This window comes from Streptomyces natalensis ATCC 27448, from assembly GCF_000935125.1.
GTDB classification, from domain to species: Bacteria; Actinomycetota; Actinomycetes; order Streptomycetales; family Streptomycetaceae; genus Streptomyces; species Streptomyces natalensis.
The window spans coordinates 412,391-433,885 of sequence record NZ_JRKI01000003.1; the positions used below are offsets into that span (position 1 = coordinate 412,391).

At 72.4% G+C, this 21,495-nt stretch carries 21 protein-coding genes and 1 pseudogene; 9 read left to right on the plus strand and 13 right to left on the minus strand.

Going from position 1 to position 21,495, the window contains the following annotated elements; translation table 11 throughout:
• Nucleotides 1–140: 140 nt before the first annotated feature.
• A pseudogene (locus SNA_RS39095) lies at nucleotides 141–762 on the minus strand (polysaccharide deacetylase family protein).
• Between the two features lie 121 nt (nucleotides 763–883).
• Here SNA_RS39095 and SNA_RS02830 point away from each other — a divergent pair.
• Genes SNA_RS02830 through SNA_RS02840 form a run of 3 tightly spaced genes read left to right on the plus strand, consistent with a single transcriptional unit; the run spans nucleotide 884 to nucleotide 3,301 of the window.
• On the plus strand, nucleotides 884–1,639 hold the full coding sequence (locus tag SNA_RS02830; protein WP_044362916.1) for an ABC transporter permease: 756 nt from the start codon (nucleotides 884–886) through the stop codon (nucleotides 1,637–1,639).
• Nucleotides 1,636–2,313, plus strand: coding sequence for an ABC transporter permease (locus SNA_RS02835; protein ID WP_044362918.1), 678 nt, complete (start codon nucleotides 1,636–1,638; stop codon nucleotides 2,311–2,313). Before SNA_RS02830 ends, SNA_RS02835 begins: the two co-directional genes overlap by 4 nt.
• 37 nt (nucleotides 2,314–2,350) lie before the next feature.
• Nucleotides 2,351–3,301, plus strand: coding sequence for an ABC transporter substrate-binding protein (locus tag SNA_RS02840; RefSeq protein ID WP_030066358.1), 951 nt, complete (start codon nucleotides 2,351–2,353; stop codon nucleotides 3,299–3,301).
• A gap of 94 nt (nucleotides 3,302–3,395) precedes the next feature.
• Here the strand turns inward: SNA_RS02840 and SNA_RS02845 are convergent, their stop codons facing one another.
• Nucleotides 3,396–4,058: a response regulator transcription factor gene (locus tag SNA_RS02845; protein ID WP_044362921.1), complete on the minus strand. Its 663-nt coding sequence runs from the start codon at nucleotides 4,056–4,058 to the stop codon at nucleotides 3,396–3,398.
• A gap of 347 nt (nucleotides 4,059–4,405) precedes the next feature.
• On the opposite strand from SNA_RS02845, the gene SNA_RS02850 reads away from it, so the two are divergent.
• Nucleotides 4,406–5,347, plus strand: coding sequence for an NADP-dependent oxidoreductase (locus SNA_RS02850; RefSeq protein ID WP_044362923.1), 942 nt, complete (start codon nucleotides 4,406–4,408; stop codon nucleotides 5,345–5,347).
• 27 nt (nucleotides 5,348–5,374) lie between these two features.
• Here the strand turns inward: SNA_RS02850 and SNA_RS02855 are convergent, their stop codons facing one another.
• The 3 genes from SNA_RS02855 to SNA_RS02865 all read right to left on the minus strand — a co-directional run bounded on the left by SNA_RS02855 (nucleotide 5,375) and on the right by SNA_RS02865 (nucleotide 7,898).
• A complete protein-coding gene (locus tag SNA_RS02855) occupies nucleotides 5,375–5,596 on the minus strand; it encodes a hypothetical protein (protein ID WP_030066354.1) in 222 nt (73 codons plus the stop codon).
• An 85-nt stretch (nucleotides 5,597–5,681) separates the two neighbouring features.
• Nucleotides 5,682–6,686: a hypothetical protein gene (locus SNA_RS02860; RefSeq protein WP_030066353.1), complete on the minus strand. Its 1,005-nt coding sequence runs from the start codon at nucleotides 6,684–6,686 to the stop codon at nucleotides 5,682–5,684.
• Nucleotides 6,687–6,857: 171 nt separating this feature from the next.
• Complete coding sequence (locus SNA_RS02865; protein ID WP_044362926.1) at nucleotides 6,858–7,898, minus strand: cation diffusion facilitator family transporter; 1,041 nt, start codon at nucleotides 7,896–7,898, stop codon at nucleotides 6,858–6,860.
• Nucleotides 7,899–8,216: 318 nt separating this feature from the next.
• Between SNA_RS02865 and SNA_RS02870 the strand changes: the two genes are divergently transcribed.
• A complete protein-coding gene (locus tag SNA_RS02870; RefSeq protein ID WP_420823452.1) occupies nucleotides 8,217–9,428 on the plus strand; it encodes a cytochrome P450 in 1,212 nt (403 codons plus the stop codon).
• A gap of 88 nt (nucleotides 9,429–9,516) precedes the next feature.
• Here SNA_RS02870 and SNA_RS02875 read toward each other — a convergent pair whose 3' ends face one another.
• The 6 genes from SNA_RS02875 to tsaD all read right to left on the minus strand — a co-directional run bounded on the left by SNA_RS02875 (nucleotide 9,517) and on the right by tsaD (nucleotide 15,359).
• Complete coding sequence (locus tag SNA_RS02875) at nucleotides 9,517–10,824, minus strand: cytochrome P450 (RefSeq protein WP_078969626.1); 1,308 nt, start codon at nucleotides 10,822–10,824, stop codon at nucleotides 9,517–9,519.
• On the minus strand, nucleotides 10,821–11,519 hold the full coding sequence (locus tag SNA_RS02880; protein WP_030066348.1) for a GTP-binding protein: 699 nt from the start codon (nucleotides 11,517–11,519) through the stop codon (nucleotides 10,821–10,823). Before SNA_RS02880 ends, SNA_RS02875 begins: the two co-directional genes overlap by 4 nt.
• Nucleotides 11,500–11,856, minus strand: a complete 357-nt coding sequence (locus SNA_RS02885; protein ID WP_030066347.1) for a DUF742 domain-containing protein — start codon at nucleotides 11,854–11,856, stop codon at nucleotides 11,500–11,502. Before SNA_RS02885 ends, SNA_RS02880 begins: the two co-directional genes overlap by 20 nt.
• Entirely contained in the window at nucleotides 11,853–12,266 is a 414-nt protein-coding gene (locus SNA_RS02890) for a roadblock/LC7 domain-containing protein (RefSeq protein ID WP_030066346.1), read from the minus strand. The genes SNA_RS02885 and SNA_RS02890 overlap by 4 nt, the downstream gene beginning before the upstream one ends.
• Nucleotides 12,263–13,999, minus strand: a complete 1,737-nt coding sequence (locus SNA_RS02895; protein ID WP_044362931.1) for an ATP-binding protein — start codon at nucleotides 13,997–13,999, stop codon at nucleotides 12,263–12,265. Before SNA_RS02895 ends, SNA_RS02890 begins: the two co-directional genes overlap by 4 nt.
• A 286-nt stretch (nucleotides 14,000–14,285) precedes the next feature.
• Nucleotides 14,286–15,359, minus strand: coding sequence for a tRNA (adenosine(37)-N6)-threonylcarbamoyltransferase complex transferase subunit TsaD (tsaD, locus tag SNA_RS02900; protein WP_044362933.1), 1,074 nt, complete (start codon nucleotides 15,357–15,359; stop codon nucleotides 14,286–14,288).
• 192 nt (nucleotides 15,360–15,551) lie between these two features.
• On the opposite strand from tsaD, the gene SNA_RS02905 reads away from it, so the two are divergent.
• A complete protein-coding gene (locus SNA_RS02905; protein ID WP_030066343.1) occupies nucleotides 15,552–16,796 on the plus strand; it encodes a bifunctional cobalt-precorrin-7 (C(5))-methyltransferase/cobalt-precorrin-6B (C(15))-methyltransferase in 1,245 nt (414 codons plus the stop codon).
• A gap of 145 nt (nucleotides 16,797–16,941) precedes the next feature.
• The gene (cobM, locus tag SNA_RS02910) at nucleotides 16,942–17,724 is read left to right on the plus strand and encodes a precorrin-4 C(11)-methyltransferase (protein WP_030066342.1); all 783 of its coding nucleotides are present in this window, start codon (nucleotides 16,942–16,944) and stop codon (nucleotides 17,722–17,724) included.
• 4 nt (nucleotides 17,725–17,728) lie between these two features.
• On the opposite strand, the gene SNA_RS02915 is transcribed toward cobM, so the two are convergent.
• Nucleotides 17,729–18,172 (minus strand): MarR family winged helix-turn-helix transcriptional regulator, encoded by a 444-nt coding sequence (locus SNA_RS02915; protein ID WP_237289423.1) that lies wholly within the window; start codon nucleotides 18,170–18,172, stop codon nucleotides 17,729–17,731.
• Between the two features lie 195 nt (nucleotides 18,173–18,367).
• On the opposite strand from SNA_RS02915, the gene SNA_RS02920 reads away from it, so the two are divergent.
• A complete protein-coding gene (locus tag SNA_RS02920) occupies nucleotides 18,368–19,420 on the plus strand; it encodes an SMP-30/gluconolactonase/LRE family protein (RefSeq protein ID WP_030066340.1) in 1,053 nt (350 codons plus the stop codon).
• A gap of 75 nt (nucleotides 19,421–19,495) precedes the next feature.
• On the opposite strand, the gene SNA_RS02925 is transcribed toward SNA_RS02920, so the two are convergent.
• A complete protein-coding gene (locus tag SNA_RS02925; RefSeq protein ID WP_030066339.1) occupies nucleotides 19,496–20,659 on the minus strand; it encodes a cobalt-precorrin-5B (C(1))-methyltransferase in 1,164 nt (387 codons plus the stop codon).
• Between the two features lie 17 nt (nucleotides 20,660–20,676).
• Here SNA_RS02925 and SNA_RS02930 point away from each other — a divergent pair, with 17 nt between their 5' ends.
• Nucleotides 20,677–21,444, plus strand: coding sequence for a cobalt-precorrin-6A reductase (locus tag SNA_RS02930; RefSeq protein WP_030066338.1), 768 nt, complete (start codon nucleotides 20,677–20,679; stop codon nucleotides 21,442–21,444).
• The last annotated feature ends 51 nt before the right edge of the window (nucleotides 21,445–21,495 follow it).

Sequence of the window (21,495 nt, forward strand, 5' to 3'; positions counted from 1 at the left end):
GGCCGCAGTGAGACGAAGGGGCGCCGGTCGATACCGGCGCCCCTTTCGTATGCCGTGTTGCTGCGTGCTGCACGCCGTATGCCGCGTGCCGCACGCCGTGTGCCGCGTGCCGCACGCCGTGTGCCGTTCGCCGTATGCGCCTACGGGCGGTAGACCATCCCCGGCTGCGGCTTGGCCGGGGACAGCAGCTGGGAGACGGTCACGATCGTGTAGCCGCGCTGCTTCAGCTGCTTGATGATGCCGGGGACGGCCGGGACGGTGCCCTTGTAGATGTCGTGCAGCAGGATGATCCCGTCGCGCTCGGTCTGGTCCAGCACGCGCTTGGTGATCAGCTTGGAGTCGGTGGTCTGGTAGTCCTTGGCCGTCACGCTCCACAGCACCTGCGCCAGCCCCAGCTCCTTGCTGACCTGGGAGACGTCCTCATTGGTACGGCCCTGCGGCGGGCGCATCAGCGTCGGCGTCTTGCCGGTGATCTTCTTCCATGAAGAAGGTCGCGTGCACCTTCTCCTTCTTGAGGATGTCGAGCAGCCGGTTGGTGTTCTCGCTGGGGCCGGCGTCGAAGGTGAGCGCCACGCACTTGGCCTTGGCGCAGTCGACGCCGGAGGCGGCCTTCTTGACGCCCTCAGCGTTCTTGCCGTCTGCGGCCTGGGCGTCGGCGCGGGCGTCGGCCGGTGCGATGACGTCGTAGCTTGCGCAGCTGCTGTATTCATGGCGTGTATACCGGCATGCGTAGCGGCACGGGTACCCGGCGTGTGCACTCAGCGTGTGTACCGCGAGCGCTGCGGCCGGCGGAAGGCCGCGGACGCACCGACGGGCCCGCCCCGCTCCCCGATCGGACGCGGTCCGCGCGACACCCCCGGCCTCGCCGGGATGGACTCGTACCGTGACCGCACCGCCGCCCGACGACTGCCTGGCCCATAACGACTGGATCTGCGGCGAGTACCTGACCACCCGTCGGCAGATCCTGCTCGACGCGGTTGCCCAGCACATCCAGCTGACGGTGGTCTCCGTGGCGCTCGGGCTGGCGATCGCCGTGCCGCTGGCGCTGCTGGCCAGGCGGTGGCGCTGGACGCTGGGGCCGGTGCTCGGCATCACCACGGTGATCTACACGATTCCGTCGCTGGCGATGTTCTCCCTGCTGCTGCCGGTCTACGGCCTCTCCGCCACCCTCGTCGTGATCGGCCTCGCCCTCTATTCGCTCACCCTGCTCGTCCGCAACCTCCTCGCCGGGTTGGACGGCGTCCCGGTGGAGACCAAGGAGGCGGCACGCGGGATGGGCTACGGGCCGATGCGGCAACTGCTGGCCGTGGAGCTGCCGTTGGCGCTGCCCGCCGCGATGGCCGGGCTGCGGATCGCCACCGTCTCGGCGGTCGCCCTCACCACCGTCGGGGCCATCGTCGGCTACGGCGGGCTGGGCAACCTCATCTACGCCGGGATGAACTCGTTCTTCAAGGCGCAGGTGCTCACCGCGTCCGTGCTGTGCGTGCTCATCGCGGTCGTCTTCGACCTGCTGCTGCTCGGCGTGGAACGGCTCCTCACCCCCTGGCGGCGGGCCGGCCGAACGGCTCGCCCGCGGGTCCGTACGGCCGGTGGTGCGGTCGGCCGACGGCCGCTCACGGCATCCGGGCGGCGGGGATGAACACCCTCTCCTCCGTCTGGTCCTGGCTGACCACGGCCGCCAACTGGTCCGGTGAGAACGGCGTCTGGCACCGGCTCGCACAGCATCTGTTCCTGACGTTCGCCTGCCTGGCCCTCAGCGCCCTCATCGCCCTGCCCGTTGCGCTCGCTCTCGGCCACCTCGGGCGCGGCGGTGCGCTGGCCGTCAACCTTGCCAACATCGGCCGCGCGGTGCCCACCTTCGCCGTACTGGTGCTGCTTCTGCTGACCCCCCTCGGACGCTACGGGCAGTGGCCCACCGTCATCGCCCTCGTGCTGTTCGCCATTCCGCCGCTGCTGACCAATGCGTATGTGGGGATGCGGGAGGTGGACCAGGACGTGGTGCGGGCCGCCCGGGGGATGGGGATGACCGGGACGCAGCTGGTGTGGCGGGTCGAGGTGCCGCTGGCCTCCCCGCTGATCCTGACCGGGGTCCGGATCGCCGCCGTCCAGCTGGTGGCCACCGCCACGCTCGCCGCGCTGGTGGGCGGCGGCGGGCTGGGCCGGATCATCACCGCGGGGTTCCATCTCGCCAGCACCCCGCAGGTGGTCGCCGGGGCGGTGATCGTCGCGGTGTTCGCGCTGCTGATGGAGGCCGCGTTCGAGCTGGGACAGCGTTGGTGCGCCCCGCCGTGGGCACGTCGGCGGATCCGGTGAGGAGGGGCAGGTGACAAGGGTCCGCACCGCCGCCCCGATGCCGGCCGTCCTCGCGCTCCTTGCCGTCCTCGCGGGCTCCGCCGCCCTGGCCGGCTGCTCGGGCGGGCCCTCTCTGGAGAAGCGGGGCGCGATCACCGCCTCGCCGGGGGACAGCCGGCATCTGTCCATCGGCTCGGCCGGGTTCACCGAGAGCGAGCTGCTGGCCCAGATGTATGCGGCGCTGCTCGGACATGCGGGGTATCGCACCGACCTCCTCACCGTCGGCAACCGCGAGCTGTACGAACCCGCGCTGGAGAGCGGCCAGATCGATGTCGTCCCCGAGTACGCCGCCACCCTCGCCGACTGGCTCAACGCCAAGACACACGGGCCGCACGCCGCACCGGTTGCCTCGCCGGATATCGGCGTGACGATGGCCGCGCTGCGGAAGCTGACCGGGCCCCGCGGCCTGACGGCGCTGCCCGCGGGCCGGGCCGTCGACCAGAACGCCTTCGCGGTGAGCGCCTCCTACGCCGCCCGGCACCGCCTTGCCACCCTCAGCGACCTGGGCCGTGCCAAGCTGCCGGTGCGGCTGGCGGCGGGGGATGAATGCGTTCAGCGTCCGTTCTGCGCTCCGGGGCTGCGCAGGGTCTACGGCATCACCGTCACCGCCGTCGATCCGAAGGGCGTCGGCACCACCCCCGCCAAGCAGGCCGTCCAGAACGGCCAGGACCAGATGGTTCTCACCACCAGCACGGACGCCACCCTCGACCAGTTCGGTCTGGTGCTGCTCACCGACGACAAGAAGCTCCAGAACGCCGACAACGTCATCCCTCTCGTCAACCGCTCCCGCGCGGGCAGCGCGCGGGCGGCGGCCGCCCTCAATCGGCTCAACACGGTGCTGACCACCGCCGACCTGGCCCAGCTGAACGCGCAGGTGGACAGCTGGCGGCGACTGCCGGCGGATGTGGCGCACAACTACCTGGTGCGGAAGGGGCTGTTGCCGAAGTGACGCGCGGGCGATGTTTCACGTGAAACCGTCGGCCGTGCGTGTTTCACGTGAAACATCGCCCGCGCGTCATTCCGGCAACCGCGCGGGAAATGCCTCACCCGCCGCCCATTCGGTACCCGGCCCCCGGCACGGTCTCGATCACCGGCGGATCGCCCAGCTTGGCGCGCAGTTTGCTGAGGGTGACCCGGACGGCGTTGGTGCGGTAGCTGGTCTGCTCCTCCCACACCTCCTCGATCAGGTCGTCGCCGCTGACCACCGCGCCCTCGGCACGTAGCAGCACCTCCAGCACCGCGAACTCCGTGCGGGAGAGGGGGAGCGGGCGGCCGTCGCGGAGGGCGAGGCGGCGGACGGTGTCGACGCTGACCCCGCCGCGTTCGATGACCGGCGGCGGCGCGGGACGCGTCCGCCGGCCGAGCGCCAGGACCCGGGCGAGCAGCTCCTCGTACGCGAACGGCTTGGTGAGGTAGTCGTCGGCGCCCGGTCCCAGGCCGTCCACCCGGTCCCGTACGGTGCCCGACGCCGTCAGCATCAGCACCCGGGTCAGCAGTCCCTGCGCCACCACCCGGCGGCACACGTCGTCGCCGTGCAGGCCGGGCAGATCGCGGTCCAGGACGAGCACGTCGTAGGCGCCGAACCGCAGCTTTTCCAGGGCCATTCGCCCGCCGTGGGCGACATCGACCGCGATCGCGTCGCGGCGCAGGCCCTCGGCGATCATTTCCGCGAGGAATTCCTCGTCCTCCACCACCAGCACGCGCATGGGGTCATGTGTACCCGAGGGACGCCTTTCGCCGGTGTAAGCACCTGCCGTTGTCTTTCCCTGGGCGTCACCCATGCCTTCGCGGTCTCGGGCGGGCTCCCGTGGGTGGTGCCGCTGTGGGCGGTCGGCGGCGGCTTCGCCCCGACACCGTCGAACGGGCGCCGGATCCGGTCCATACGAGTTGCTTCGGGAACACCGCCTCTCGTCCTGCCGCGTCCGGCTCACCGGCGTGCTTACGATCCACTCCGGCCCTCCGGTGGGGGCAGGGTGATCCCCCGGCCGGGGAACGGTGACCTCCGTCGGAGCACGGTGGCCTCCGGTCGGGGAAGGGTGGAAGGGAACGCCGCATGAGAGCCGTAGCAGTCAGCGCATTCGGTGAACAGCCTCAGCTCATGGAACTGCCGCAGCCCGAGCCAGGGCCCGGCGAGGTCCTGGTGCGGCTGGCCGCCGCCGGACTCAACCCGATCGACTGGAAGCTCGCCGACGGCACGTTCGGCAGCTCCGTCCCCGTCGCCTTCCCGCTGGTTCTGGGCTCGGACGGGGCGGGTGAAGTGCTCGCGGTGGGGACCGGGGTGCGGCGGTTCACCGTCGGGGACGCGGTCTTCGGCCAGTTCCAGCGGCCGGAGCGGGGCGGCGGCTCGTACTGCGAACTGGCGGTCACCGACGAACAGTCGCTCGCGCAGGCCGCCCGCAGCGTCACCTATGCGACCTCCGCCGCCGTACCGACGGCCGGGATGACGGCGTACAACCTGGTGGAGGAGACCCGGATCAGCGAGGGCCGACGGGTGCTGATCACCGGCGCCACCGGCGGGGTCGGCACCTTCGTCACCCAAATTGCGGCCGGCCGCGGCGCGGAGGTGCTCGCCACCGCCCGCCCCGCGATGGCCGAGCTGATGCGGAACCTGGGCGCCTCGGAGACCTTCGACCACACCGCGGGACCGATCGCCGACCAGGTCCTGGCCGCCTACCCGGACGGCGTCGACGTCCTGATCGACATGGTCAGCGGCCCCGCTGAATTCGTCGAACTGACCCGGACCGTCCGCGATGGCGGTACGGCCGTCTCCCTCATCGGCTCCGCCGACGCGGACGTGTTGACCGAACACAACCTGCGCGGCTTCAACTTCGTCAACCGCCCCTCCCCCCAGCTCCTGGAAATCCTCGCCGGCCAGGTCGACGCGGGCCGCCTCACCGTCCTCGTGGGCCGCGAGGTCTCCCTGGAGGAAGCCCCCGAGGCGCTCGCGGCAAGCCGTACGGGGCGGGCCCAGGGCAAGACGGTGCTGGCGATCTGAGACCTCCGCGGCCGCACCGCACCACGCCTACGCCTCGTCCCCCGGCTCCTCCTCGCGCCAGTGCTCCAGCATGGGGTCCCGCCGGGCGTCGTACGCCCCGGTCCCGCGGCAGTGCTTGCACTCCCCCGCGCGGTGCACGGTCTCGGCAGCGCCGTGGAACGGATCCACGCCGGAGCAGTAGGCCAGCGCCCGGGTCACGTAGCCGGTGCCCTGGCACCACTGGCAGGTCGTGCGGTCACGCTCGTTCACCGGGACGGTCCCCCTACCTGCCTCGCGATCTCGTTGCCAGCAGCCTAGACCGCCGTGGCGGTCGCCGTGGTCCGGCCGCGTGCCGCTACGTAGACCTCGGCCGCGTCCCGAATGCCGCGGACAGCCGGCGTGCCACCCGCACCGCGGGCGGCCCCGCCGCGGCCGTCACCGTGGTCACCAGCGCCGCGCCGATCACCAGCCACACCCCCTGCCGCAACGAACCGGTGAGCGTGTCCGCGTACGCCGACGCGGCGGCGCGCGGAATCACCGAGGGCAGGCCCTCCAGGGCCCGCGTACGCACCAGCGCGAGCGCCACCGCAAGCAGCGCGGCCGTGGCGGCGCAGCCCGTCCCCGCGCAGATCAGGGCCCGTCGGCGGCGGCGCGCCAGCAGAAGTCCGGCCAGCAGGCAGAGGGCCGCGGCCGACGGGAGCAGGGGCGCGGCGGTGCGGACGGCCCGGTAGGCGAGGCGGGCGCGGGGGACGTCGGGGGAGCGCAGCAGGACGACCTCGGCGCCCATGCGGGGGATGTGGTGGGCGATGTCGATGCCCAGGCCGTTGCCGGCGAGCTGATGGCGGACGCGGTCGACGATCGGGGTGAGGTCGAGCGTGACCGGGGCGTCGCCGGAGGCGGTGAGGCTGTCGTCCAGGGCCTGGTGGGCGGTGCGGTGGACGCCGGTCCAGACGGCGGGGAAGGACCGGCCGGTGACGACCTGTCGGACCTGTTTGCCGACGAACTCCCGCAGACCGCGGGTGAAGCGCTTGAGCAGCGCGGCCCGTTCGGCGCGTGGGATGGCCCGCAGCAGTCCGTCGAGGCGGATATGGGTCATCACCCCGTTGGTGACGTCGTGGACGATGGCGTCCTGGACCGCACGGTTCGCGGCGAGCGGTGCGACGGTGGCCACGTACCGGTCGGTGTCGGTCAGCTCGCTGCGCGCCCAGACGGTGGCCAGACTCAGCGGCAGCAGCAGCGTTCCGATGAGCAGCAGCGCACAGGCACCCAGCGCACGGCCGGGCCGCCGACGGGGCGGTTCGGGCAGCCGCGCCGCCTCCGTCACCCGGCCGCGGAGGCGTACGGGTGCGCTCGCTGACATCGCGTCCGCTCCTTCCGGAGGGAGGGGTGGCCAGATGGTCGGGTGTTCAGCGAAAACCGGACCAACGGCGGACGCGAGCCGAGGCGGTGCCAATGGGTGAGCGGGTACGCCGTAGGCGGAGCGGACAGCGGCCCCGTCGGCACAGCGGGACGCCGAGCGGCGTACGCGGGGTCAGTGCCGGTGCGGCCCCGGCCGGTGGACCGGGCCGTGGGTGTCCTCACAGTGGTCGGCCGTGGGGGACTCGGCGGCGGGGCGCGGGCCGAGGGTGAGGACGTCCGGGGCGGTGGACTCCTCGCCCAGATGGTCGACCTGGAGGGTGGCGTGGGTGATGCCGTACTGGGTGCTGAGCAGTTCCTGGAGGCGGCGGCGGACCTTGTGGCAGTCTCCGCCGGCGGCCACCAGGATGTGGGCGGAGAGGGCCGGCTGGCCGGAGGTGATCTGCCAGATGTGCAGATCGTGGATCTCGACGACCTGGTCCTCGGCCACCAGATGGTCGCCCAGCGCGTCCGGGTCGACGCCGGCGGGGGCGGCCTCCATGAAGATCCGGCCGGACTCGCGGACCAGGCCCGTACCGGCCTTCAGCATCAGCGCGACGACGACGAGGGAGGCGATGGCGTCGGCTCGCTGGAAGCCGGTGGTCAGGACGATCAGACCGGAGACGGCGGTCGCGACGAAGCCGAACAGGTCGGTGAGGATGTGCTGGTAGGCGCCCTCGACATTGAGGCTGGAGCGGTTGGCCCGGGACAGGAGCCAGGTGCAGACGAGGTTGACGACGATGCCGGAGAGGGCCGTGACGAACACGAGCCCGCCGGTCACCTCGGGCGGCGCGATCAGCCGCTGGACGGCCTCGTAGCCGAGCCAGACCGAAAGGAGCAGCAGGGTGATGCCGTTGGCCTGGGCGGAGAGGATTTCCGCGCGCTTGAGGCCGTAGGTGTAGCCGCCGCGGGCGGGGCGGGCGGCCAGCCGCATGGCGATCAGGGCCAGGATGATGGACACCGCGTCGGTGAGCATATGGGCGGCGTCGGAGATCAGGGCCAGCGACTGGGCCAGTACGCCGATGGCGACCTCGACCGCCATGTACGCGGTGAGCAGCACCAGCGCGGCGCGCAGCCAGCGGCGGTCGGCGTCCGGGGAGACACCGTGCGAGTGGCCGTGGGAGTGGCCGCCGGCGTGCTGGTGGCCACTCCCGTGGCGGTGGGCGTGCTCGGTCATGGGCGCGCTCCTTCCTGGGGCGTCGCAGCGAAGCAAACCGCACTTCGGCGGGAGATCCAAAGCCTGCACCGGTGACCGTTGTCATTACCGTCAAACGGCGTATCGTGCCTGGTCAGAGCGGTGCGGGCAGGAAGGGGCGCGGGGCGGGCCGGATGTGGGTCAACGGGCCGGGGCGGGCCCGGGTTCCGTCCGATGCCGCGTGATCTTGCGGGGCCGCGCCTCTTGATAACGGCACAGCACAGAGACGATCTTGGACGTACGGAGGGCCCGCGATGCCGCGGGCCGGGTCCCGTACGCCTACCGAGGAGAGCCGTGCCCGTGAACCGAGAAGCGCCGGACATCCTGTCGCCGGAATTCGCCGCGGATCCGTATGCCGCCTATCGCGTGCTGCGGGACGACTTCCCGCTGCTGCACCACGAGGCCACCCAGAGCTATGTCCTCTCCCGGTACGAGGACGTCGAACGGGCCTTCAAGGACCCGGTGTTCACCACGGACAACTACGACTGGCAGCTGGAGCCGGTGCACGGCCGCACCATTCTCCAGATGAGTGGGCGCGAGCACGCCGTGCGCCGGGCGCTGGTCGCACCGGCGTTCCGCGGCAGCACTTTTGAGCAGCAGTTCCTGCCGGTCATCGAGCGCAACGCCCGGCAGCTGATCGACGGGTTCCGCGCATCGGGCGGCGCGGATCTGGTGGCGCAGTTCGCGACGCGCTTCCCCGTCGACGTCATCGTCGACATGCTGGGTCTGGACCGGGCCGATCACGAGCGCTTTCACCGCTGGTACACGGCGATCATCGGCTTCCTCGGCAACCTCGCCCAGGACCCGGACGTGGCCGCGGCGGGACTGCGAACGCGCGAGGAGTTCGCCGCGTATCTGCTCCCGGTCATCCGGGAACGCCGGGACAACCTCGGCGACGATCTGCTCTCCACGCTCTGTGCCGCGGAGATCGATGGGACGCGGATGAGCGATGAGGACATCAAGGCGTTCTGCAGCCTGCTGCTGACGGCCGGCGGGGAGACCACCGACAAGGCGATATCCAGCCTGGTGCACAACCTGCTGCGGCATCCCGAACAGCTGGCCGCGGTGCGCGCGGACCACTCGCTGATCGCGCCCGCGTTCGCGGAGACGCTGCGCTACACCCCGCCGGTGCACATGATCATGCGGCAGGCCGCGGAGGACGTCGTCATCGGCGGCGGCAAGGTGCCCGCGGGATCGACGGTGACCTGTCTGATCGGTGCGGCCGGGCGGGACGAGCGGCGTTATGCCGAACCGGACACCTTCGACATCCGCCGCAGCGATCTGTCGGCCGATACGGCCTTCTCGGCGGCCGCCGACCATCTCTCGTTCGCTCTCGGCCGGCATTTCTGCGTCGGCGCGCTGCTGGCGAAGGCGGAGGTCGAGGTCGGCGTGGCCCAGCTGCTGGAGGCGATGCCGGACATGGCGCTGGCGCCGGGGGCGGAGCCTCGGGAGCGGGGGATGTTCACGCGGGGGCTGGATGCGCTGCCGGTCGAGTTCACCCCGGCCGGGTAGCAGCGGGCGGGCCCGATGTTTCACGTGAAACATCGGGAGGAGTAGGGGAGTTGGGCGATGTTTCACGTGAAACATCGCCCCGCGCGGATCAGCCGTATACCGAACCCGGCGCGCCCATCGCCGGAATCGGCGTGTACGCGGGGGTGAACTCGACCGGCAGGCCGACCAGACCGCGCATCCACACCGACGGATGCCACGCCAGCTCCCCGGCCGGGACTGCCAGCACCACATCCGGCAGCCGGTCGAGCAGCACCTCCACCGCCGCTTTGGCGATCACCTCGGCGATTTCCGGGGCGGGGTAGGGGCAGGCGTGTTCGCCGTGGCTGAAGGACATATGGGCCTGGTTGCCGTCGGAGCCCGCCTCCTCGAAGTCCGGCTGGACCTGGGGGTCGGTGTTCGCGGCGGCCAGCCCCAGGATCAGCAGATCTCCCGTACGGATCCGGCGGCCGCCGAGCTGGGTGTCGCGCACCGCCCAGCGGCCGATGAAGTTCTGCGTGGGGGTGTCGTGCCAGAGCACCTCGTTGAGGGCCTGGCCGACGCTGCGCCGTCCGCCCGAGAGGCTGACCGCGAAGCGGTCGTCGGTGAGCATCAGCCGCAGCGTGTTGCCGATCCAGTTGGCGGTCGGCTGCTGGGCGGCGGCCATCAGCACCAGCAGGTCCATGACGACCTCCTCCTGGGCCAGGCCCGCCCGATGGGCCAGCAACCGGGAGGGCACATCGGCGCCGGGCCGCGCCCGCTTGGCCTTGACCAGCCGCTGCAACCGCGCCGCCACTCGCTGGTGCGCCGCGATCGCGCCCTCGTCCTCGTTGAGCGAGGCGGCGATATCGGCGGAGAGTTCCGGTACCTCGGTGTGCGGGAAGCCGAACAGTTCGGCGATGACCAGCAGCGGCAGCCGGGCCGCGTAATGGACCATCAGGTCCGCCTCGCCGGATCCGGCGAACTCATCGATCAGGCCGTCCGCCAGCCGCTCGCAGATCTGCCGCAGCTCGAACTGGTCGATGGCGGTGAGCGCCTCGCTGATCGCCCCCGCCCGGCGGCGGTGCTCTTGACCCTCGGCGAACATCACCGACGGCTGATGCCCGACGAACGGCATCAGCGGCCAGCCCTCGGGGATGTTGGCCCAGGCGTGCCAGCGCCGCGAATCCCGCGCGAACAGCTCGGGATTGCTGGTGACCTGGTGCAGTTCGCGGTAGCCCAGGACGAACCAGCCGGGGACGTCCCCGTCCAGCAGGATCGGCGCGACGGGCCCGTGCTGCGCCCGCATCTCGCGGTAGAGCCGGGCCGGGTCGTCGCTGAGGCCGGCGCCGTAGAGCCGTACGGCGTCCGTCGCGTCCTTGCCCGAGTGGCCGGCCCCGATGGGGCAGCCGCCGGTCCGGGGGTGCTGCTGCTCGGTCACGATGCGCGCTCCGCGGTCTCCGGGACGGATACGGACTCCTGCCCGGGCACGGACTGCCGGCCGGACGACGACGCCTGCACGGACAGGGCGTAGAGATGGTCGACCAGGGCGATCAGCACCGCCTTGCTGGACTCCCGGTCGCGCGCATCGCAGGAGATCAACGGCACGTCCGGGGAGAGATCGAGCGCCTCGCGGATCTGTTCCAGGGTGTGCCGTTCGCCGCCGAAGTCGTTGTGCGCGACGATGAACGGCATCCCGTGTGCCTCGAGCCGGTCGATGGCGTACCAGGAGTCGTCCAGCCGCCGGGTGTCGACCAGGACCACGGCGCCCAGCGTTCCGGAGAACAGGCGGTCCCACAGGAACCAGAAGCGTTCCTGGCCGGGCGCGCCGAACAGATACAGCACCGCGCTGTCGTTGATGCTGATCCGGCCGAAGTCGAAGGCGACGGTGGTGGTGGTCTTGCCCTCGACACCGGTGGGGTCGTCGACGCCGAGGCCCGCCCGCGTCATGGTCTCTTCGGTGTTCAGCGGCCGGATCTCGCTCACCGAGCGGACCATGGTGGTCTTTCCGACGCCGAACCCGCCGACGATGACGATCTTCAGGCCGTTGTCGGCGGTGGCACTCAGCGGAATGCGGTCGGCGTCGGTGCCGGCCGCTACGGCCGTGTCCGCGTGCTCAGAGGCGGTGGAGTGCATCGAGCACCTCCTTCAGCAGGTCGGCGGCGGGGAGTTGGGCGGTGTCGGGGGTGCGCGGATGGCGTGCGGTGACCTGGCCGAGGTCGAGCAGGTCGCACAGCAGGATCCGGACCACGCTGACCGGCATCCGCAGCTCCGCCGAGACCTCCACGACGGCCATCGGACGACGGCACATGGCCAGGATCCGGGCATGCTCGGACTGCATGCCCGGTGTCGGATCGCATTCGCTGACGATGAGGGTCACCAGGTCGAGCGTCCGGTCGTCGGCGGACCGGCTGCGGCCGCCGGTCACGGTGTAGAGCCGGTCCGGATCGTCATCAGGACCGAGCCGTTTCATGCGCCGTGCCCGCCCTCGCCGCGCGGGGCGGCCCGGAGATACTCGCCGATCTGCTCCACCAGCTCATTCATGTTGAAGCCGATCAGGCCGACGTCGGCGTCCTCGACGGCGATCAGCGCCAGATGGGCGCCGTTCCCGGCCTCCACGATGAACAGCAGGCCGCCGTGGAACTCCGTCATCGCCTGCCGTACGCCGCCCGTACCGTCCCCGAACTCGATGGACGCACCGTGCGAGAGGCTCTGGATCCCGGAGGCGATGGCGGCCAGCTGGTCGGCCTGATCGACGGTCAGTTCCTTGGAGTGGCACAGCTTGAGCCCGTCCCGGGACAGCACCAGCGCATGCCGGGCACCCGGGGTCTTCTGGAGCAGGTTCTCCAGCATCCAGTCGAGGCTGTGGTCGGTGGTGTTCATCGGGTCTCGTCCTCCGGACGTGCTGGAGAGGGTGCGGGGGGTGACGCGGGCGAGCCGCCGGCAGGGAGGCCCGGGGCGGCGTCGGTACGGGGGCCGTCGGCGGCGTCCCGGCCGGGCGTGCCCTGAACGGCCTTGCGGAAGGCGCGGAACCGGGCCGCCGACTCCTCACGGGAGCGGGCGGGCCGCGCGGCGGACCGGTCGGCGGCGGGCGCCCGGCCGTGTGCGGGGCCCGTACCCATGGGGGCGGAGGCCAGGGTCTGACCGCGGCGGCGTTTGGGCAGACCGCTCTCGCCGTATTCGATCGGCGCGGCGGGCGCGGGCGGGTCCTGGGGCGCGGCCTCGGCGTCGGGCCGACGGACGGCCGCCGCCTCGGGCACCGCCTCAGACAGCGCCTCGGGCACTGCCTCCGGCTTGGCATCCGGCCTGGCGGCGCCGGGCTGCGGGGTGCGCCGGGGGAGCGGGGCCGGGGCGTCGGACCGCGCCGGGGCCCGGTCGCTCGCCGGGGTCTCCGCCGGAGGCTCCGTCGCGGTCGCACGCTCCGCCTCGGCCTCGGGCGCGCGCCGGGGGGCCGGGACCGTAGCCCGTGGTGCCGTCACTGCCGTGTCGGCGACCGGCGGCTGCGGCTCCGCCCGCTGGGCCGGCGTCCGTGCCTCCGTCACCAGCTGCTGTGGAATCAGCACCACCACGCCCGTGCCGCCGCGCGCCGACGGCCGGAAGGACACATTGAGCCCGTGCTTGCGCGCCAGGCAGCCCACGACCGCGAGCCCCAGCCGCGTCCCCGACAGTGACATCAGATCCAGCGTGGCCGCGGACACCGACTGCTGGGCACGCTGAAGCGCGGCCTCGCTCATCACCAGTCCGCTGTCCTCGACGCTGACCACGACACCGGCCTGTGCCTCCTCCACGTACACATGCACCGGCGACAGTGGCGGGGAGAACGAGGTGGCGTTGTCCATGATCTCGGCCAGCGCATGCATGATGCCCTCGGCCGCATGCCCGGCGATGGCGACCTGGCTGCTGTTGTGCAGCCGGATACGGCGGTAGGCGCTGATCCGGCCCATCGCGCCGCGCAGAATGCTCTCCATCGCGATCGGCTTGTTCCACCGCCGCCCGGACCGGGCCCCGGTCAGCACGGCGATACTGTCGGCCAGCCGTCCCGCCTGCGCCGTCGTGTGGTCCAGCTTCATCAGATCGCCGAGCACTTCCTCGCCGTGCCGGTCCTCCATCTCGCGCAGATCCGCGAGCATTCCGGTGGCGAGCGCCTGCACCCGGCCTGCGGCGTTGGCGCAGGCGGACATCGCCGCGGCCCGCATCCGCTCACCGCGCCCGACCTCCTCGGCCAGCGTCCGCAGAATCCGCCGATGCGCCCCGGCCACGGGGCCGGCCGCGCGGCTGAGCGCGGTGTCGACCGAGGCCCCGTCCCGCAGCTGGACGACCAGCGCGGGCAAGGTCTCATCGGCCAGCCGCTCGGCCTCGGCCTTCAGGTCCCCGATGCGCGACCGGTAGTGGAGTGCCAGCCGCCGCTGGAAGACCGCGGTGGCCAGCGCGGCGCTGAACGCCACCGCCCCGCCCCCGCCGCCCCAGGCGAGCAACACCCGTACCGACGGCGGCGCGAGCATCACCGCCCATCCGCACAATCCCCCGGTCACCACCAGAGAGGCCGTCAGGGTGCGCAGCGCCGCTCCGAGCGGCGGGCGCTCTGCCTGACGGCGGGAGGGTATCCGTGCTGACATCAAACAGGTCCTCGTGAGCGATGGCGGCTGCGGGCGGTACAGGGTCGTGCATTGTGTCGGGCCGATCGGGGCGGGCGAAACCCCTGAGGGACTCTGTGTACGGCGAAGGGACGGTCGAAGATCGTCCAGGCACTTTAGCCGGTCGCCGGAATCCGGCAACTCCCCTATCGGCCTCTGCCGTTGACTCGCCGTTTGTGCAGCTCATCCCGGCTTTGGCGGTATCCGCCGTGATGGGTGCGTGTGCCGGTCGAGGTGTTCGGGCAACGCCGTTGAGACCCTCTGTCGCTTATGCGATCCGGGCCCGCGCCGCCCCCGCCGGATGCAGCTCCGCGCGCTCCAAAGGCGCCGACGGGTCCACCGACACCTCCAGCGGGGCGGGCGCGGCGCCCGCGCGCACCAGGAGGTCGCCGACCGCCGCGATCATCGCGCCGTTGTCCGTGCACAGCCGCAACGGCGGCACCCGCAGGGCGATTCCGGCCGCCGCGCACCGCTCCTCCGCCAGCGACCGCACCCGGGAATTGGCGGCAACTCCGCCCACCACGACGAGCGTCGAGACGCCGTGCTCGGTGCAGGCGGCCACCGCCTTGCGGGTGAGGACGTCGGCCACCGCCTCCTGGAACGAGGCCGCACCGTCGGCGAGCGGCAGCGCCGGCCCCGCGGCGCGGTGGTGCTCCGCCCATCGGGCCGCCGCCGTCTTCAGGCCCGAGAAGGAGAAGGCGAAGCGGTGCCCGGACGGGCCCGTCGCCAGCGGGCGGGGAAAGGGGACAGCGCGCGGATCCCCCTCGCGCGCTGTCCGGTCCATGGCCGGGCCGCCGGGGTACGGCAGCCCGAAGACCCGGGCGACCTTGTCGAAGCACTCGCCGGCGGCATCGTCCAGAGTGTCGCCGAGGTGCACGATCGGGTCGCGCGCCAGGTCCCGTACGAGGAGCAGGGAGGTATGGCCGCCGGAGACGATCAGGACCACGCAGGGGTCGGGGAGCGGACCGTGCACGAGGGTGTCGGCCGCAACATGCCCCGCAAGATGGTGCACCCCGTACAACGGCACCCCCAGCGCATACGCCAGCCCCTTGGCACCCGCCAGTCCCACCTGCAACGCCCCGGAAAGTCCCGGTCCGGTCGTCACCGCGACCGCCCCGATGTCCCGCGCCCGCAGCCCGGCTTCGTCCAGCGCCCGCCGCACGACCGGCATCAGCGCATGGACATGGGCACGCGCCGCAACCTCCGGGACGACACCGCCGAACCGGGCGTGCTCGTCCATGCTCGACGCGAGGGCGGAGCCCAGCAGCCGGCCGTCGCGCACCAGGCCCGCGCCCGTTTCGTCGCAGGACGATTCGATGCCCAGCACCACTGGCGAGCTCACGGGCGCTTCCCCCTTTCCCTCCGGAGTTCGTCCCCTGGCAGTAATTGCAAACTATATGCAATAAGGGTTGATGGGGGCGCAATAGGGGCCGATGGTGCCGGTCGCTCGCCCCCGCGGGCGGTCCCTACCCGCCGGTCAGTAGAGTTCGCCTCCCGGCCCCATCCCGCCCGAACGAACCCCGAGGTACCGGCAGTGAGCCCCGCATCCCCCCTCTCCGTGGTCGGCATCGGGGCCGACGGCTGGGACGGCCTTCCGGCCCGCTCGCAGCAGGCGCTGCGGGAGGCCGAGGTGCTGATCGGCGGGGCACGGCAGTTGGGACTGCTGCCCGGAGACTGTGCCGGGGAGCGGGTGGTGTGGCCGTCGCCGTTGCGTCCCGCCGTTCCCGGGCTGCTCGCCGCGCACGCCGGGCGCCGGATCGCCGTACTGGCCAGCGGCGACCCGATGTTCTACGGGATCGGACGGACGCTGACCGAGGTCGCCGGGACTCCCCTGCGGGTACTGCCGCACCCCTCCTCCGTCTCCTACGCCTGCGCGCGGCTGGACTGGCCGGTGGAGGAGACCGAGGTCGTCACGCTGGTCGGACGGCCCGCGGAGAATCTGGCCGGAGCGCTCTACGACGGGCGGCGGCTGCTGGTGCTGTCCGCCGGGTCCGGCACCCCTGCGGAGGTCGCCGCGCTGCTGTGTGCCCATGGCTTCGGGAAGACCTGGATGCGGATCCTCGAACAGCTCGGCGGCGACCGCGAGCGGGTGACCGAGGGCACGGCCGCCGCCTGGGACCGAATGCCCCAGGCCGACCCCCTCAACGTCATCGCGCTGGACTGCGTCCGCGACCCCGACGCCCGCCCGCTCTCGCTCGTCCCCGGACTCCCCGACGACGCCTACGAGCACGACGGTCAGCTGACCAAACGGCATGTCCGCGCCGCCACCCTCGCCGCGCTCGCCCCCGCCCCCGGCGAACTCCTGTGGGACGTCGGCGGCGGCTCCGGCTCCATCGCCATCGAGTGGCTGCGCGCGCACCGCAGCTGTCGTGCCGTCAGCGTCGAGCGCGATGCCGTACGGGCCGAGCGGATCGGCCGTAACGCGCGCTCGCTGGGCGTACCCGGGCTGCGCGTCGTCACCGGGCCCGCGCCCGCCGCGCTGGAGGGGCTGCCGACGCCGGACGCGGTGTTCATCGGCGGCGGGCTGACCGCCCCCGGGCTGCTGGACGCGTGCTGGGAGGCGCTGCCGCCGGGCGGCCGGATCGTCGCCAACACCGTGACGCTGGAGTCCGAGGCGCTGCTCGCCGACCGCTACCGGCGCCACGGCGGCGACCTCGTCCGGCTCGCCGTCGCGCATGCCGTCCCGGTCGGCGGCTTCACGGGCTGGCGGCAGGCGATGCCGGTCACCCAGTGGGCGGCCGTGAAGCCGGCCGGGCCCGAGGCGGGACGTTTCACGTGAAACATCGCCCCGGACGTCGCGTGAAACATCGCCCCGGACGCCACATGGCGACACGCCCTGGACATCGCGTGGAACAGCACCCCGGATGTCGCCCGACGCCGCCACGCCCCACAGCACTTGCCGAGCATCTGGAGAACGAGGAGCGATGACCGTCTACTTCATCGGCGCGGGTCCCGGCGCCGCAGACCTGATCACCCTGCGCGGCGCCCGCACCCTCGCCTCCTGCGGGGTTTGTCTGTACGCGGGCAGCCTGGTGCCGCGTGAACTGCTGGCCGAGTGCCCGCCCGGGGCCCGGCTCATCGACACCGCGCAGCTGGACCTCGACGCCATCACGGCCGAGCTGGTCCGCGCCCATGAGGAGGGGCATGACGTCGCCCGGCTGCACTCCGGCGACCCGTCCGTCTTCAGCGCCGTCGCCGAGCAGATGCGCCGTCTGGATGCGGCCGGTGTGCCGTACGAGGTCGTGCCGGGTGTCCCGGCCTTCGCCGCCGCGGCCGCCGCCCTCAAGCGCGAACTGACCGTCCCCACCGTCGGCCAGACCGTCATCCTCACCCGCGTCGCCCAGCGCGCCACCCCCATGCCCGAGGGCGAGGACCTGGCTACCCTCGGCCGCAGCGGTGCCCTGCTCGTCCTCCACCTGGCTGTCATGTACGTCGACCGGGTCGTGGCCGAACTCCTCCCGCACTACGGTGCGGACTGCCCCGCCGCCGTCGTCGCGATGGCCTCGCGTCCCGACGAGCTGGTCCTGCGCGGCACCCTCGCCGATATCGCCGACCAGGTGAAGGCCGCGGGCGTGGTCCGTACGGCGGTGATCATGGTCGGCCGGACGCTGGGTGCCGAGCAGTTCCGCGACAGCCACCTGTATTCGGCGACGCGGGAACGGCCGCATGCACCGTGCGACGCGCCGGCACCGACGGACGGTCCTTAGGGCCCTACTCCGGCCGCACCGATTCGAGCAGGTCCACGCACCGCCCCAGGAGGGCGACGATCGTGGCGTGCTCCTCCTCGGTGAACTCGGCCGCCAGGGCGCGCTCGACGCGGACGGCCCGGGCGTCCGCGTCGGCCGTCACCGCCGTGCCCTTCTCCGTCAGGCGGATCTCCCGCACGTTCTTGTGCCACTCGTGCGCGGTGCGCTCGATCAGCCCGCGCTCCTGAAGGTTCTTCAGCACCGTGTTCATCGTCGGCGGTGTGACCCCGCATGCCCTCGCCAGCCCGGCCGCCGAGATGCCGGGCCGCTCCGAGAGGAACAGCAGCGCCGCGTATTGCGGGACGGTCAGGCCGACCGGCTTGAGCACGGCGTGCTTGGTCGCGTTGAGGGCCTGCTCGGCACGCTTGAGATGCGAGCCGAGCCGCTCGGCGGCGGGCATGGAGGTCATCCGCGCATCGTAACGACCGGCCGTACCGGAGAGCATTGACGGATATTAGAGCCCTAACTTAGAGTTCGAGTTCTAATGCCCATGCGAGTTCAATTAACCGTGTGCGGAAGCAGCCGTGCTCGCACGCACCGCACGCACCGCACGCACCGCACACACCGGAAGCAGCACATCCACCGGAAGCAGCAGAGAGGCACCATGTCCCGATCTCTTCGCCGCCACCGCTACCGCCACCGCCTGGCCGCGGCCGCCCTGTCCCTGGCCGCCGTCCTGCCGTCGGCCGCCACGGCACAGGCACTCACCGCTCCGCACGAACAGACCGCGCGCACCGCACCGGCCGCGAGCGCCGCGCAGGTCCGGATCCACGCCGTCTACGACCTCCCGGACGACCGGGCCTACCCGGAAGGCATCGCCGAGGACCCGCGGACCGGCGACCTGTACGTGGGTTCGTACCGGACCGGGGCGGTCTACCGGATCACGCCGGGCCGGCGCGCCGCGCGGGTCTTCCTGCCCGCCGGTACGGACGGGCGGAACACCGCCAACGGCCTGAAGGTGGACCGCGCCGGGCGGCTGTGGGTCATCGATTCCACCGCGGGCGTCGCCGTGTACGACATCCGTGACCGCCGACTGCTGGCCCGCTTCGACGTCTCCGGCGGAGCACGGTCCTTCGTCAATGACCTGGCCCTGGCGCCGGACGGCTCCGCCTACCTCACCGACAGCGCACGCGCCGTGGTCTACCGCGTCACCCCGCAACAGCTGGCGGAGGCCGCGGCGTTGGGTGGGCGCGGCACGCTCACACCCCGCTTCGATCTGGCCGGCGTGCTGGCGCCGCACGCTCCGGACGCGTACACGCTCAACGGCATCGTCGCCGACCCGTCGGGCCGCTATCTGCTCGCGCCCGACATGACCGGCGGTGACCTCTACCGCCTCGACCTCGCTTCCGGGGGGATCCGGCGGGTCGCCCTGAGCGGGGGCAGCATGCGGATGGCCGACGGCCTCGAACTGCGGCACGGCACGCTCTGGGCGGCGCACAACAAGCGCAATGCGCTCAGCCGTTGGCGACTGTCCGGCGACGGCACCCGGGCGCGCCAGGAGCGCCGGATCACCGATGCGTCGCTCCAGATCCCCACGACGCTGGTCCGCCAGGGCGGGCGTCTGCTCGTGGTCCGCTCGCAGTTCGACAAGGGCGGCCCGATGGGGCCGGGCACGCCGCAGACGCCGTTCACCATCGCGGCGGTGGACGGGATCTGAGGCCCTGAGGCGCTGCGGGGGCCTACGGGGGTCTGCGATCGGCCCTCCGGCTCCTCCGGCCGCGACCCTTGCGGCTCAGCCGGACCCGTCCGGACCCCGCGGTGCCGCCCGTCCCACCACCATCCCCGCCCGGTCGATGCAGATGACGTCGACGGAGACCGGGGCGCCGCGCAGCACCGTCAGTGCCTCGTCGCGGGCGGTGGCCGCCACCAGATCGCCCAGGGGGACGTCCGCCGCCTCGCACAGCCGGAGCGCGGCGAGCCCGGTGTTGGCCGTGGCGACGGCGGCGGCCAGTTCCTCTTCCGCACCGACCGCCCGCGCCAGCTCCGCCAGAAAGCCCTTGTCCACCTGCGACCGCGCGGAATGCAGGTCCAGATGCCCGGCCGCCAGTTTGGACAGTTTGGCGAAACCGCCGCAGATGGTGAGCCGGTCGACCGGATGCCGCCGGATGTACTTCAGCACCGCCCCGGCGAAATCCCCCATGTCCAGCAGCGCGTCCTCGGGAAGGTGGTGGAGGGCGACGGCGACCTTCTCGGAGGTCGATCCCGTACATCCCGCCACATGCCGCCGCCCCGCCGCACGCGCCACATCCACCCCGCGCCGGATGGAGTCGATCCAGGCGGAGCAGGAGTACGGGACGACGATTCCGGTGGTCCCGAGGATGGACAGCCCGCCCAGGATCCCCAGCCGGGGGTTCCACGTACTGCGGGCGATCTCCTCCCCGTGGTCGACCGAGACCTCCACCTCGACGTCCCCGCTGCCGCCGTACCGTTCGGCGACGCGTGCCAGATGCTCCCGCATCATCTGCCGCGGTACGGGATTGATGGCCGGTTCGCCGACGTCCAGCGGCAGTCCGGGCCGGGTGACGGTCCCGACGCCCGGCCCGGCCGCGAAGCGCACCCCCGATCCGGCCGGCAGCGCCCGCACCCGTGCCCGTACCAGCGCACCATGCGTCACATCCGGATCGTCGCCCGCATCCTTCACCACGCCCGCCATGGCGCTCTCCCGCCGCGGCGCCAGCTCCTCCACCGCGAGCGCGAAGGACGGTGTCTGCCCCTTGGGCAGCGTGATCGTCACCGGATCCGGGAACTCGCCGGTCAGCAGCGCCGTGTACGCCGCCGTACTCGCCGCCGTCGCACACGCGCCGGTCGTCCAGCCGTGCCGCAGCCCGGTGTGCGCGAGCTGGGCGCTACGCCCTCCCGCGGGCTTGCCCGTACCCTGCGGTTGCGCTTCAGCCACGGAGGAACCCACATCCCATGAACGACACCGGCCGCCCGCTGCGCCATGTGCTGATCCTCGGCGGGACGACGGAGGCCCGCCGCCTCGCCGCCGTCCTGGCCGCCGAGCCGGACCTGTGTGTGACGACCTCGCTGGCGGGCCGGGTGGCCGCGCCCCGCCTGCCCGCCGGGGAGGTCCGCATCGGCGGGTTCGGCGGCCCCGACGGCCTCGCCCGCTGGCTGCGCGAGCATGCGGTGGACGCGCTCATCGACGCCACCCATCCTTTCGCCGGCACGATCAGTCACAACGCGGCCGCGGCGGCCGCCACCGCCCATGTTCCCCTGCTGGCGCTGCGCCGTCCCGGCTGGGTCCCGGGGCCGGGCGACGACTGGCACCCGGTCTCTTCCCTCAAGGCCGCGGCCGCCACCCTCCCCACCTTCCCCGGCACCCGCATCTTCCTCACCACCGGCCGCATGGGTCTTGCCCACTTCGCCCACCTCACGGACCTGTGGTTCCTCGTCCGCTCCGTGGACGCTCCCGAGGCACCCTGCCCGCCCCGCATGCACACCCTCCTGGACCGCGGCCCCTTCACCCTGGACGGCGAACGGGCCCTCCTCCGCGAGCACCGCATCGATGTCCTGGTGACCAAGGACAGCGGCGCCGCGGCCACCGCCCCCAAGCTGACGGCGGCCCGGGAGGCGGGCATTCCGGTGGTGGTCGTCAGCCGTCCGGCGGTGCCGGAAGGGGTGCCGGAGGTGAGCGATCCGGCGGGGGCGGTCGGCTGGTTGCGGGACCAAGTGCTGTAGCCCACCTGTGAGGTCGGCCTGAGAGGCCGGGCTGGGTATTCGACCTGACCA

Bases quoted from the DNA above. Each gene is read 5' to 3' on its own strand.
- SNA_RS02845 (WP_044362921.1), bottom strand. From the start codon at position 4,058: ATGCGCGTGCTGGTGGTGGAGGACGAGGAATTCCTCGCGGAAATGATC.
- SNA_RS02865 (WP_044362926.1), bottom strand. From the start codon at position 7,898: ATGACCGAGCACGCCCACCGCCACGGGAGTGGCCACCAGCACGCCGGC.
- SNA_RS02890 (WP_030066346.1), bottom strand. From the start codon at position 12,266: ATGAACACCACCGACCACAGCCTCGACTGGATGCTGGAGAACCTGCTC.
- SNA_RS02880 (WP_030066348.1), bottom strand. From the start codon at position 11,519: ATGCACTCCACCGCCTCTGAGCACGCGGACACGGCCGTAGCGGCCGGC.
- SNA_RS02930 (WP_030066338.1), top strand. From the start codon at position 20,677: ATGAACGACACCGGCCGCCCGCTGCGCCATGTGCTGATCCTCGGCGGG.
- SNA_RS02915 (WP_237289423.1), bottom strand. From the start codon at position 18,172: ATGACCTCCATGCCCGCCGCCGAGCGGCTCGGCTCGCATCTCAAGCGT.
- SNA_RS02920 (WP_030066340.1), top strand. From the start codon at position 18,368: ATGTCCCGATCTCTTCGCCGCCACCGCTACCGCCACCGCCTGGCCGCG.
- cobM (WP_030066342.1), top strand. From the start codon at position 16,942: ATGACCGTCTACTTCATCGGCGCGGGTCCCGGCGCCGCAGACCTGATC.
- SNA_RS02835 (WP_044362918.1), top strand. From the start codon at position 1,636: ATGAACACCCTCTCCTCCGTCTGGTCCTGGCTGACCACGGCCGCCAAC.
- SNA_RS02850 (WP_044362923.1), top strand. From the start codon at position 4,406: ATGAGAGCCGTAGCAGTCAGCGCATTCGGTGAACAGCCTCAGCTCATG.
- SNA_RS02840 (WP_030066358.1), top strand. From the start codon at position 2,351: ATGCCGGCCGTCCTCGCGCTCCTTGCCGTCCTCGCGGGCTCCGCCGCC.
- SNA_RS02860 (WP_030066353.1), bottom strand. From the start codon at position 6,686: ATGTCAGCGAGCGCACCCGTACGCCTCCGCGGCCGGGTGACGGAGGCG.
- SNA_RS02885 (WP_030066347.1), bottom strand. From the start codon at position 11,856: ATGAAACGGCTCGGTCCTGATGACGATCCGGACCGGCTCTACACCGTG.
- SNA_RS02895 (WP_044362931.1), bottom strand. From the start codon at position 13,999: ATGTCAGCACGGATACCCTCCCGCCGTCAGGCAGAGCGCCCGCCGCTC.